This window comes from Bradyrhizobium sp. 18BD (genome assembly GCF_054185225.1).
The window spans coordinates 39,797-51,125 of record NZ_JAVAYL010000035.1 but is presented as its reverse complement, the minus strand read 5'-3'; the positions used below and the strand labels follow the sequence as shown (position 1 = coordinate 51,125).

Genomic DNA, 11,329 nt, shown 5'->3' with positions numbered 1-11,329 from the left:
CGGTCTTGACCTGATCTGCGCGCGCCATCCCAAACTTCCCGCGGTCGGGACGAAGAGCTGGCCTGCAATCGAACAAAAAGCTGACCATAAACCTTGACACACCAAATCCCCATGTGAGCAATCCAGAGCCTTTCCATAGAGGCAGTCTGGATTGCTTCGTCGCAAGCGCTCCTCGCAATGACGAGGGGAGAGAGCTGCGCTCGCAAGGGTAATGGTGGGGGAGATGGGCTCGTAACGACGAGCTCTACGCTACCAGCGCGATCGCGATCGGCATGGTGATCGCCGCCAAGATCGTCTGCAGCGTGATGATCTGCGCCAGCAGCGGCGCATCGCCGCCCATCTGGCGGGCCAGCACGTAGGCGCTGGGCGAGGTCGGCACCGCCGCGCAGATCGCGACGATCGCAAGGTGGATGCCTGACAGCCCGAACCAGACGGCGAGCGCCACCCCGAGCACCGGCATCAGCGCCAGCTTGAGCGCGACGCCGATCGCCGCCCCTGTGCTCGGGCGGAACAGGCCCTTGAGCTGCAAGCCGGCACCGGTGACGAGCAGGCCGATGGCGAGCGAGGAGCGGCCGAGCGCGTCCGCGACCTCGTGCCAGATCCTAGGCAGCGGCAGATGGATGACGTTGATGACGACGCCGATGACGCAAGCCCAGATCAGGGGATTGCGGATCACCGTCATGACGATGGCGCGCGCGGACTGCTTCTTGGGCGAGGCATATTGCGCGAGCACAGCGACGCTGAACACGTTGACCAGCGGAATGATCGCGACCATGGCCACGGAGGCCAGCGCCAATCCGACGTCGCCATACAGATTGGCGGAGACGGAGAGCGCCACATAAGTCTGCCAGCGCGTTGCGCCCTGGAAGATCGAGGTGAAGGCGGGGCCGTCGATATCGAGCCGCGACAGGGCCGGGCGCAGCGCCAGGCAGAGCAGCGACATCGCGAGCGCCGACAGCAGCAGCGCGCCGCCGACGCCGGCAACCGGCACCTTCGAGAGGTCCGCCTTCACCAGCGTCTGGATCAGCAGCATCGGAAACAGCACGAAATAGGTCAGCCGCTCCAGCCCGTGCCACTGCGTATCGAGCCGCATCAGGCTGTGCCGGAGCACCACGCCGAGCACGATGAGGATGAAGACCGGCAGCAGTGCCGCGATCACGACGGCCATGGGATCAGCCGGCGCGCAAATTGGCGAGGCGGTCGAGTGCGCCTTGCAGGATGAAGATCGCGGCGTGCTCGTCGATCACCTCGGCGCGCTTGGCGCGGCTGACATCCATGCCGATCAGTTCGCGCTCGACCGCTGCGGTCGACAGGCGCTCGTCCCAGAGCCCGATCGGGAGCCCGGTCAGGTTGGCAAGATTGCGGGCGAAGGCGCGGGTGGATTGCGCGCGCGGGCCCTCGCTGCCGTCCATGTTGATGGGCAGGCCGAGCACGAAGCCGGCCGCCTTGCGCTCGGCGGCGATCGCGAGCAGCCGGGCGGCGTCCTGCTTGAACTGCTTGCGCTGGATCGTCTCGACGCCGGTCGCAAGACGCCGGTCCGGGTCGGACACGGCGACACCGATGGTCTTGGTGCCCAGATCAAGCCCGACCAGCGCACCGCGTTCGGGCCAGTGGGTTGCAGCATCGACGAGAGGCAGGATAAGAGCCGGCATGGATTTAGCGCATATCATGCGTCGCGCTGCGGAGTGAACCCGGAACATGGATGCGCTGACACTATTCGGCCTGTTTGCCGTGACGGCGATGCTGGTCTGCTATGCCCTGGAGGATCGCAGCCACTGGTTCGTGCTGATGTTCGCTGTGTCCTGCGCGCTCGGCTCGGCTTACGGCTTTCTGCAGGGCGCCTGGCCGTTCGGCCTCGTCGAGGCGATCTGGGCTTTGGTTGCGCTGCGGCGCTGGCATCTCAGGCCGCGATGACTGAGAGATCGGGCGAGGGGCCGCAGCGGCTCCTCGCCCGGGTCTTGAGATCAGCGGAGCGCGATCGGGATCAGCGGATCGCGATCGGATTGATCATCGCCTGCACGCCGCCGCTCCAGCGCGGCTGTCCCAGCACGAACAGGAATTCGTAGCCCTTGTCCCTGGCGAGCGCGGCCGTGTCCATGTTCTCGAGGATGTAGGTCCCGTTCATGGCGAGCAGGATCTGGTGCACCTCGAACACGTTCTTGGACTCGAACGGCAGCACCTCGAGCGCCCAGGTGTCGGCGCCGATGGCGACGACGCCCTTGCCGGTCAGGTACTTCGCGCCTTCGACGCCAAGGCCGGGCTCGCCAGCCGAGTAGCGCTTATCGTCCTTGCCGATCAGGCTGAGCCAGCCGGTGTGGAAGAGCACGACGTCGCCCTGGCGGATCTCGACGTTCTGCTGCTTGGCGGCTTCCTCGATCTCCTTGACGTTGAAGGCGGTGCCTTCCTTCACGATGTCGGTCTTGAAATAGGCCGCCATGTCGAGCAGCACACCGCGCGTCACCATCGGCGGCACCTTCTCGATGCCGAGCTTCTTCAGCCCGTTCGGATCGGCGAAGTCGGCGAGCTTGTTGCCGTTGTAATAGACGTGCTCGACGCCGAGATGGCCGAGGCCGTCGAGCTGGCTGCCGATGCCGACCCAGGTGTCGAGGATGTCATCGTTATAGGTGGCTTTGTTGGGGCCGAGGCCGGGGCTGCCGGCCTGTCCGGGTTGCACGATGGTCAGCTTGAATGCGCGCGGCGGATAGGCGGGCGTCTGCGGCGTGACGGGAATGCCGAGGGCGTAGGTCTTGCCGGTCTTCACCAGCGACGCCGCTTTCACGACGAGTTCGGGCGTCATGTAGTTGGCGGCACCGATCTCGTCGTTCGGTCCCCATTTCGATTTGGTCCAGTCCTGTGCGCTTGCAGTTCCTGAGATCGCCGACAACGCGGCGACGCAGCACAACACGAGCGTATTGCGCATCGATAGTCCTCCCGATGTTTTTGCCGATGTTCTGGCTTCGTTGTGGTTTCGCGCTGGCCAGTCACTCATCCTAACGTAGAAGCGTGACGGCCTTCAAAGCTTTTCGATATGCTGCGCCGCGGCGGCTGAATGCGGCGCGGATCGGTCCAATTACGATTGCGCCGCCTTCGTGGCGCGGATGGAGCGAAGCGTAATCCGGGACCGCTGCATCATCAGCACGAAGATCCCGGATTGCGCTGCGCTCCATCCGGGCTACGCACTGAATGCAGATTCAAGCGCGATGGATTTGTGACGAATTTCGCGGCGTGGAACGCTGCGTTGCGTCAGGCCGCGATGACGTCGTCGTCTCTCTTCAGGCAGGAGATGAAACCTTGCAGCGCGCTGTATTGATGTCCGGCGCCGCGCTGGATGAAGAGCGTCTCGACGCGCGCGTGCGAAGGGCTCAGCGTGTGGATCGACACGCTGCCGGTCATCGCGCTGCGTTCGACCACGGCACGCGGCAGCAGCGTCACGCCCATGTCGGCGGCGACGCAACCGATCATGCCGTCGAGCGTGCCGAGCTCGAAGCGCGCGGCTGACGGCCAGCCGAACTCGACGAAGATCTGTTCGAGCCGCTGGCGATAGGTGCAGCCGGTGCGGAACACCAGCGCTGTCGGACCGGATTCCGGCGTGCCGGCGCGCAGCTCGGCAAGCGAGCTCCAGCGCCGCGCGCTGACCAGCACCAGCTCCTCGCGGAAGGCGCTGGTCGCGGCGAGATCGGCATGGGCGATGGGACCGGCGACGAAAGCGCCGTCGAGCGTGCCTTCGAGCACGCCGGCGACGAGGTCGGCCGTGGTCGCGGTGCGCAAGGAGAGGCGCACCGCCGGGAAGCGGCGGTGGAAATCGGCGAGCAGCGGCGGCAGCCGGACGGCCGCCGTCGTCTCCATCGAGCCGATTGCCAGCGGTCCCTTCGGCTCGCCATCGTCGCGCGCGGCGAGCACGGCCTCGCGCGACAGCGCGGCCATCCGCTGCGCGTAGGGGAGGAGGCGCTTGCCGGCGCCGGTCAGCGTCATGCCGCGGCTGTGTCGTTCGAACAGCGGCGTGCCGATTTCCGCCTCCAGCGCCTTTACGCGCTGGGTGACATTGGACTGCACGGTGTTCAGCTCTTCGGCGGCCCGGGTGATGCCGCCGGTGCGGGCGACGGCGGCGAAGGTCTGGATGTCGCTGAGTTCCATGGTGTCGTTTCGCTTTTGTGATGGTAGCGTTCGCAATAATTCATTTTTCGAGAATGCTAGTCGCGCCTAGTGTCGCTGTCCAGATCAGGGAGAAGCCATGGTCAGGGAGGAGTCATGCCGGTTGCGACATCGCTGACCACGCTGCTGGGGATCACGCATCCCGTCCTGCTGGCGCCGATGGACATCGTTGCCGGCAGCCGACTGGTGACGGCCGTGAGCCGTGCCGGCGGATTCGGCATTCTCGGCGGCGGCTATGGCGAGAGGGCGTGGCTCGCACAGGAGACCGCCAAGCTCGGCTCTCTCTCGGCGCCGTTCGGGATCGGCTTCATCACCTGGAGCCTCGCCAGGCGGCCCGAGCTTCTCGATGTCGCGCTCGCCGCGAAACCGTCCGCGATCATGCTGTCGTTCGGCGATCCCGCGCCGTTCGCGCCAAAGATCAAATCGTCAGGCGCACGGCTGATCTGCCAGGTGCAGGACGAGGTGATGGCGCGGCAGGCGCTCGATGCCGGCGCCGACATCCTGATCGCGCAGGGCACGGAGGCGGGCGGTCACGGCGCCTCGCGCACCACCGTCGATCTCGTGCCTGCCATCGTCGATCTCGCCGCGGGCCGCGTGCCTGTCGTTGCGGCCGGCGGCATCGCCGACGGACGCGGGCTCGCCGCCATGATGATGCTCGGTGCCAGCGGCGTGCTGCTCGGTACGCGTTTCTATGCGAGCCAGGAGGCCGACGGCGCGGAGGAGGCCAAGCGGCGCATCTGCGCGGCGAACTCCGGCTCGACCGTGCGCGGCATTATCTTTGATCTCTCGCGCAACAATGTCTGGCCGGCGCCATTCACGGGAAGGTGTCTGGTCAACGACCACGCCAGGCGCTGGATCGGCCGCGAGGTCGAGCTGATGCAGAATGTTGCCGCAGTCGCGGCGGAGTATGGCGCGGCAAAGGCCGCCGGCAATTTCGATGTCGCAGCTGTGATCGCCGGCGAGGCGGTCGGGCTGATCCATGATATTTCACCGGCGGCCGAGATCGTCGAACGGATCGTAACCGAGGCCGAGCAACTTTTGGCCGGCCGTCGAAACTCCAGTGCTTCTTTCCCTTCTCCCCCTGTGGGAAAAGGTGGCGCGGATGCAATCCGCACCGGATGAGGGGTTCTATCCGCGGCGAGCGAATTCAAATCCGGAGAGGTCTGCGTCCGCGGAAGCAAACCCCTCACCCGTCTCGCCGCTATCGCGGCGATCCACCCTCCCACAAGCGAATACGAGGCAAGAACCATGTGGCCTGACCGTCGACTGATCGATCTGTTCAAGACCGAATTCCCGATCGTGCTGGCGCCGATGGCCGGCGTGATGGATGCGGAGCTGGTGATCGCGGCCGCGCAAGGCGGCGCGCTCGGCTCGCTGCCTTGTGCGATGCTGTCGGCGGAGAAGATCCGCGAGCAGGTCAACATCATCCGCCAGCGCGTGACGGCGCCGGTCAATCTGAACTTCTTCTGCCACACGCCGGTTGAGCTCACGGCGCAAGCCGAGGCGCGCTGGAAGCGTCGCCTTGCCGGCTATTACGGAGAGCACGGCCTCGATCCGGCGGCGCCGGTCAACGCCGCCAACCGGGCGCCGTTCGATGCGGCGACCTGCGCGGTCGTGGAAGATTTGAAGCCGGAGGTCGTGAGCTTCCATTTTGGCTTGCCGGAGAAGGCGCTGCTTGACCGCATCAGGGCGGCGGGCTGTCTCGTGATCGCCTCGGCGACCACGGTGAAGGAGGCAGTCTGGCTCGATCAGCGCGGCGTCGATGCGGTGATCGCGCAGGGCTTCGAGGCCGGAGGCCATCGCGGCATGTTCCTCACCGAGAACCTCGCCGAGCAGCCCGGCTTGTTCGCGCTGCTGCCGCAGATCGCCGACGCGGTGAAAGTGCCGGTCATCGCGGCCGGCGGCATCGCTGACGGGCGCGGCATTGCGGCCGCTTTCACGCTGGGCGCGTCCGGCGTGCAGATCGGCAGCGCCTATTTGCGCTGCCCGGAGTCCAAGCACACGGCGGCGGGACGGGCCGCACTTGCGGAGGGACGGGACGATTCCACCGCGGTCACCAATGTCATGACCGGGCGGCCGGCGCGGGGCATTCAGAACCGTGTGATCCGCGAAGTCGGACCGATCTCGCCTGATGCCCCGCCATTTCCCCATGCCGCAACGGCTCTGGCGCCGCTGAAGGTGGCCGCCGAGAAGCAGGGCAAGGTGGACTTCACCAATCTCTGGGCCGGGCAGGCGATTGGCATGGGAAGGGAGCTTCCGGCCGCCGAATTGACCCGGGATCTGGCCAAATCGGCCTTGGCGCGCCTGCGCCAGATGGCCGGATAGCGCCCAGCGCCGGTTGCGGCGCAAAACCGGCCTCTGCTATACGGCACATAGGTTTTGCCGTGAGAGGCCTTATATAATGTCCGTCGACGCCGCTACCGTCCGCCGCATCGCGCATCTGGCGCGCATTGCGGTTTCCGAGGGCGAGGTTCCGCATCTGCAGGGCGAGCTCAACGCCATGCTCGCCTTTGTCGAGCAGCTCTCGGAGGTCAATGTCGAGGGCGTGGAGCCCATGACCTCGGTCACCCCGATGCAGATGAAGAAGCGGCAAGACGTGGTCAATGACGGCGAGATCGCCGACGATATCGTTGCCAATGCGCCCGCGACCGAAGGTCACTTCTTCCTGGTGCCCAAGGTTGTTGAGTAGTTCAAGTCAGGACGCCGTCCGATGTGCATGCTTTGCGACGATGAGAAGGCCTATCAGGCCTACATGAATTACCTCGACAAGATGGAGCGGCAGGGCAAGGCTGCCGATCCCAATGTCGCCGTCAATGCCGTGCTCGACGAGCTCCAGGCCGCCGCCAATGCGGCCGCCAGAAAAGACGACCCGGCCAACGACAAGACCCTGTCTCCGTTCTTCTGCAGCCCGATCAATAAATGACCGATTTGACATCGCTGACGCTCGCCGAGGCCCGCAAGGGTCTCGCCGACAAGACTTTCACGTCACTCGAGCTGACCGACGCGCATCTTTCCGCGATCGAAGCCGCGCGCGTGCTCAATGCCTTCGTGATGGAGACGCCGGACCAGGCGCGCAGCATGGCGCGTGAGGCGGATGCCAAGATCGCCAAGGGCGACGCAGGCCCGCTCGCCGGCATTCCGCTCGGCATCAAGGACCTGTTCGCGACCAAGGGCGTGCGTACCACGGCGTGCTCGAAGATCCTCGGCAATTTCGTGCCGACCTATGAGTCCACCGTCACCTCGCAGCTCTGGCGCGACGGTGCCGTGATGCTCGGCAAGCTCAACAATGACGAGTTCGCAATGGGCTCGGCCAACGAGACCTCGTGCTTCGGTCCCGTCGGCAATCCCTGGCGGCGTGAGGGCAGCAACACCACGCTGGTGCCGGGCGGCTCGTCCGGCGGTTCGGCCTCGGCGGTGGCGGCGCTGCTCTGCATGGGCGCGACCGCGACCGACACCGGCGGCTCGATCCGCCAGCCGGCGGCGTTCACCGCGACCGTCGGCATCAAGCCGACCTATGGCCGCTGCTCGCGCTGGGGCATCGTCGCCTTTGCCTCCTCGCTCGACCAGGCGGGGCCGATCGCGCGCAGCGTCCGCGACAGCGCGATGCTGCTGCGCTCGATGGCCGGCCACGATCCGAAGGACACCACCTCGGTCGACATTGCCGTGCCGGATTACGAGGCCGCGATCGGCAAGTCCGTGAAGGGCATGAAGATCGGCATCCCCAAGGAGTATCGTCTCGACGGCATGCCGGCCGAGATCGAGAAGCTCTGGAGCGAGGGCGCGGCGTGGTTGAAGGCGGCCGGCGCCGAGCTCGTCGAGGTGTCGCTGCCGCACACCAAATACGCGCTGCCGGCTTACTACATCGTGGCGCCCGCGGAGGCCTCGTCCAACCTCGCGCGCTATGACGGCGTCCGCTACGGCCTGCGCGAGCAGGGCAAGACCATCATCGAGCAGTACGAGAACACCCGCGCCGAAGGCTTTGGCGCGGAGGTGCGGCGCCGCGTCATGATCGGCACCTACGTGCTCTCGGCCGGCTATTACGACGCCTATTACCTGCGCGCGCAGAAGGTGCGCACGCTGATCAAGAAGGATTTTGAGGATTGCTTCGCCAAGGGCGTCGACGCGATCCTGACGCCGGCGACGCCGTCGGCGGCCTTCGGCATCGGCGAGAAGGGCGGCGCCGACCCCGTCGAGATGTATCTCAACGACATCTTCACGGTGACCGTGAACATGGCGGGCCTGCCCGGCATCGCGGTGCCCGCCGGCAAGGACGCGCAAGGCCTGCCGCTCGGCCTGCAACTGATCGGCCGTCCGTTCGAGGAGGAGACGCTGTTCTCGCTCGGCGAGGTGATCGAGCAGGCCGCAGGCCGCTTCACGCCCGCGAGGTGGTGGTGAATGTCGCTGGCTTCATCGCAAGCCTCGACGGCGCGGCGCCCGCGCCGGAGCTGAACGCGCCGCTCGCCGGTCTCTGGTGGGCAGCGAAGGGCGACTGGGACCAGGCCCACAGGATCGTTCAGGACGACAATGGCCGGGATGCGGCCTGGGTGCACGCCTATCTGCATCGCGTCGAAGGCGATCTCGGCAATGCGGGCTACTGGTATCGCCAGGCCGGCCAGGTCGCGGCAAAGGATTCATTGGAAGCGGAGTGGCAGCGGATCGTTGCTGCGCTGCTCGGGAGCACAACATGAGCACGGCCACGCACAAGCTTCTCAAAGGCGCCACCGGCGATTGGGAGATGGTCATCGGCATGGAGATCCATGCCCAGGTAACCTCGAACTCAAAGCTGTTCTCGGGCGCGTCGACCACGTTCGGCGGCGAGCCGAACTCTCACGTGTCGCTCGTGGATGCCGCGATGCCGGGCATGCTGCCCGTGATCAACGAGGAATGCGTCAGGCAGGCTGTCCGGACCGGGCTCGGTCTCAACGCAAAGATCCATCTGCGTTCGGTGTTCGACCGCAAGAACTACTTCTATCCGGACTCGCCGCAGGGCTACCAGATCAGCCAGTACAAATCGCCGATCGTCGGCGAGGGCGAGGTCGTCGTCGAACTGGACGGCGGCAAGACGGCCACCATCGGTATCGAGCGGCTGCATCTGGAGCAGGATGCAGGCAAATTGCTGCATGACCAGTCGCCGACGATGTCCTTTGTCGACCTCAATCGCTGCGGCGTGGCGCTGATGGAAATCGTCTCCAAGCCCGACATCCGCGATGCCGAGCAGGCCAAGGCCTATGTGACCAAGCTGCGCTCGATCCTGCGCTATCTCGGCACCTGCGACGGCGACATGGAGAAGGGGTCTCTGCGCGCCGATGTGAACGTCTCCGTGCGCAAGCCGGGGGCACCGCTCGGCACCCGCTGCGAGATCAAGAACATGAACTCGATCAACTTCATCGGCCAGGCGATCGAGTACGAGGCGCGCCGCCAGATCGAAATTCTCGAGGACGGCGGCCAGATCGACCAGGAAACGCGGCTCTACGACCCCAACAAGGGCGAGACGCGCTCGATGCGGTCCAAGGAAGAGGCGCACGACTATCGCTACTTCCCCGATCCCGACTTGCTGCCGCTCGAGTTCTCACAAGGCTTCGTCGACGAGCTGAAGGCTGAGCTTCCCGAGCTGCCGGACCAGAAGAAGACGCGCTTCGTCGCCGATTTCGGCCTGTCGGGCTATGACGCGGGCGTGCTCGTCGCCGAGCGCGAGAGCGCTGTGTTCTATGAGACCGTGCTCGACAAGCTCGGCAATCGCGCCCGCGACGGCAAGATGGCGGCGAACTGGGTGATCAACGAGCTGTTCGGCCGTCTCAACAAGGAAGGCCAGGGTATTACGGACTCTCCCGTCAATGCCGAGCAGCTCTCAGGGATCATCGACTTGATCGGCGAGGGCACGATCAGCGGCAAGATCGCCAAGGATCTGTTCGAGATCGTCTGGCAGGAGGGCGGCGATCCCCGCGCGCTGGTCGAAAGCCGCGGCATGAAGCAGGTGACGGATCTTTCGGCGATCGAAAAGGTTGTCGACGACATCATCGCGGCCAATCCCGACAAAGCCGCGCAGGTCAAGGACAAGCCGCAGTCGCTCGGCTGGTTCGTCGGCCAGGTGATGAAGGCGTCCGGCGGCAAAGCCAACCCGCAGAGCGTCAACGACCTGCTCAAGTCCAAGCTCGGTATCTAGCTTCACGCGTTCGAACGAGGTGACGGACACACGTCGTCACCTCGCGCGACGTCGAGATGAGACGCGCGCACGCATCGCCGACAGCGAACTTCATCCCGCCCGGTCACGGTGCACATGCGAATCGCAGGTCGCGCGATTCGCAAAAAACGGCGACTTGCACACGCTCCGACGAGCGCTTCCGCCGTTAAGCATGAAAATAATTTCGTTGCCAAAATTCGCGACTCAGAGTCCGCGACTCGCCTCTGCGGCACGGTCGCGCGCTTTGCAGCGCGCTTCATCGCTCTGATCATGCGCGATGTGCGCGCGCAGAATAATACTTGCTGCATAGGGTTTTCTTGCAATCGCTGCGCTTGCCGACGTCGATGCTGCGCGAAGCATTTGCAATCGCCGCCGCGTGTCTCTGCGCGTCCGCAAATCAAGCGCGGCTGGCGCACGCGCACCGCGTCGTCAACACTTCCTTAAGTGGGAAGATGTTTTTTTTGTCGTGTTGGTGTATTCGGGGTGAGTGCACATTCGATCCCCGAATGCGCGCAGCGATTAAAGCCATCTCACACATCGGAGGGCAACATGGCCAAGAAAGCGAAGAAGGCGAAGAAGGTAAAGAAGGCGAAGAGCGCAGTGAAGAAGACTGCGAAGAAGACCCGCAAGGTCGCGAAGAAGAAGTAACTTCGCTTCTGAAGTTGCCGGCTCCTAGCAGCCGGCACGTCATCAGCACCCCCTAGAGGTTCTGGTCGACGATAGAGGGTGTCGGCGAGACATCAGGTCAACGGTCGGGTCGTTCTCTTTGGCGGCCCGGCAGAAGAAACAAGTTTTCTTCGTTCGGTGCGGTTCTCCGCGAGGGGCTCCGCAATTTCACAAGCGGCCTTCGGGCCAACGTGGAATCTGATCCTGACGTGTTCGCCGACGCCCTCGTTCCCTAAGGCCGGGGTATTGCCGGCATTCCCTTTCCCCACATTGCTGATCTGACCGCGACGTCGCCGCGCTGACGTGGCCGCACTGCCTTTTGGGGCAGGC

Annotated in this window: 12 protein-coding genes; 8 read left to right on the top strand and 4 right to left on the bottom strand. The window is 65.1% G+C overall.

Annotated features, from left to right (window positions below):
• Positions 1-244: 244 nt before the first annotated feature.
• Together RAD16_RS39150 and ruvX are read right to left on the bottom strand one after the other, a co-directional pair.
• Positions 245-1,168 (bottom strand): AEC family transporter, encoded by a 924-nt coding sequence (locus RAD16_RS39150; RefSeq protein WP_458163221.1) that lies wholly within the window; start codon positions 1,166-1,168, stop codon positions 245-247.
• A gap of 4 nt (positions 1,169-1,172) precedes the next feature.
• A complete protein-coding gene (gene ruvX, locus RAD16_RS39145) occupies positions 1,173-1,652 on the bottom strand; it encodes a Holliday junction resolvase RuvX (RefSeq protein ID WP_458163219.1) in 480 nt (159 codons plus the stop codon).
• Between the two features lie 46 nt (positions 1,653-1,698).
• On the opposite strand from ruvX, the gene RAD16_RS39140 reads away from it, so the two are divergent.
• Positions 1,699-1,914 carry a hypothetical protein gene (locus RAD16_RS39140; protein WP_458163217.1) on the top strand — a complete coding sequence of 72 codons (216 nt, stop codon included), beginning with the start codon at positions 1,699-1,701 and terminating at the stop codon, positions 1,912-1,914.
• 70 nt (positions 1,915-1,984) lie between these two features.
• Here the strand turns inward: RAD16_RS39140 and RAD16_RS39135 are convergent, their stop codons facing one another.
• Together RAD16_RS39135 and RAD16_RS39130 are read right to left on the bottom strand one after the other, a co-directional pair.
• Positions 1,985-2,920, bottom strand: a complete 936-nt coding sequence (locus RAD16_RS39135; RefSeq protein ID WP_458163215.1) for a cyclase family protein — start codon at positions 2,918-2,920, stop codon at positions 1,985-1,987.
• A 323-nt stretch (positions 2,921-3,243) separates the two neighbouring features.
• Positions 3,244-4,134, bottom strand: a complete 891-nt coding sequence (locus RAD16_RS39130) for a LysR substrate-binding domain-containing protein (protein ID WP_458163213.1) — start codon at positions 4,132-4,134, stop codon at positions 3,244-3,246.
• Between the two features lie 114 nt (positions 4,135-4,248).
• Between RAD16_RS39130 and RAD16_RS39125 the strand changes: the two genes are divergently transcribed.
• From RAD16_RS39125 to gatB, 7 genes are all read left to right on the top strand, one after another.
• A complete protein-coding gene (locus RAD16_RS39125) occupies positions 4,249-5,274 on the top strand; it encodes an NAD(P)H-dependent flavin oxidoreductase (protein ID WP_458163211.1) in 1,026 nt (341 codons plus the stop codon).
• Positions 5,275-5,400: 126 nt separating this feature from the next.
• Entirely contained in the window at positions 5,401-6,477 is a 1,077-nt protein-coding gene (locus RAD16_RS39120) for an NAD(P)H-dependent flavin oxidoreductase (RefSeq protein ID WP_458163209.1), read from the top strand.
• Positions 6,478-6,553: 76 nt separating this feature from the next.
• On the top strand, positions 6,554-6,841 hold the full coding sequence (gene gatC / locus RAD16_RS39115) for an Asp-tRNA(Asn)/Glu-tRNA(Gln) amidotransferase subunit GatC (protein WP_007611211.1): 288 nt from the start codon (positions 6,554-6,556) through the stop codon (positions 6,839-6,841).
• A gap of 21 nt (positions 6,842-6,862) precedes the next feature.
• Positions 6,863-7,075, top strand: a complete 213-nt coding sequence (locus tag RAD16_RS39110) for a hypothetical protein (RefSeq protein ID WP_458163207.1) — start codon at positions 6,863-6,865, stop codon at positions 7,073-7,075.
• Complete coding sequence (gene gatA / locus RAD16_RS39105) at positions 7,072-8,547, top strand: Asp-tRNA(Asn)/Glu-tRNA(Gln) amidotransferase subunit GatA (protein ID WP_458163205.1); 1,476 nt, start codon at positions 7,072-7,074, stop codon at positions 8,545-8,547. The genes RAD16_RS39110 and gatA overlap by 4 nt, the downstream gene beginning before the upstream one ends.
• A complete protein-coding gene (locus tag RAD16_RS39100; protein ID WP_458163203.1) occupies positions 8,538-8,840 on the top strand; it encodes a hypothetical protein in 303 nt (100 codons plus the stop codon). The genes gatA and RAD16_RS39100 overlap by 10 nt, the downstream gene beginning before the upstream one ends.
• A complete protein-coding gene (gene gatB / locus RAD16_RS39095; RefSeq protein WP_458163201.1) occupies positions 8,837-10,315 on the top strand; it encodes an Asp-tRNA(Asn)/Glu-tRNA(Gln) amidotransferase subunit GatB in 1,479 nt (492 codons plus the stop codon). Before RAD16_RS39100 ends, gatB begins: the two co-directional genes overlap by 4 nt.
• Positions 10,316-11,329: the final 1,014 nt, after the last annotated feature.

Coding starts and splice junctions, on each gene's coding strand:
- RAD16_RS39120 (WP_458163209.1), top strand. CDS start 5,401: ATGTGGCCTGACCGTCGACTGATCGATCTGTTCAAGACCGAATTCCCG.
- RAD16_RS39135 (WP_458163215.1), bottom strand. CDS start 2,920: ATGCGCAATACGCTCGTGTTGTGCTGCGTCGCCGCGTTGTCGGCGATC.
- RAD16_RS39130 (WP_458163213.1), bottom strand. CDS start 4,134: ATGGAACTCAGCGACATCCAGACCTTCGCCGCCGTCGCCCGCACCGGC.
- gatC (WP_007611211.1), top strand. CDS start 6,554: ATGTCCGTCGACGCCGCTACCGTCCGCCGCATCGCGCATCTGGCGCGC.
- RAD16_RS39140 (WP_458163217.1), top strand. CDS start 1,699: ATGGATGCGCTGACACTATTCGGCCTGTTTGCCGTGACGGCGATGCTG.
- RAD16_RS39110 (WP_458163207.1), top strand. CDS start 6,863: ATGTGCATGCTTTGCGACGATGAGAAGGCCTATCAGGCCTACATGAAT.
- RAD16_RS39125 (WP_458163211.1), top strand. CDS start 4,249: ATGCCGGTTGCGACATCGCTGACCACGCTGCTGGGGATCACGCATCCC.
- RAD16_RS39150 (WP_458163221.1), bottom strand. CDS start 1,168: ATGGCCGTCGTGATCGCGGCACTGCTGCCGGTCTTCATCCTCATCGTG.
- gatA (WP_458163205.1), top strand. CDS start 7,072: ATGACCGATTTGACATCGCTGACGCTCGCCGAGGCCCGCAAGGGTCTC.
- gatB (WP_458163201.1), top strand. CDS start 8,837: ATGAGCACGGCCACGCACAAGCTTCTCAAAGGCGCCACCGGCGATTGG.
- ruvX (WP_458163219.1), bottom strand. CDS start 1,652: ATGCCGGCTCTTATCCTGCCTCTCGTCGATGCTGCAACCCACTGGCCC.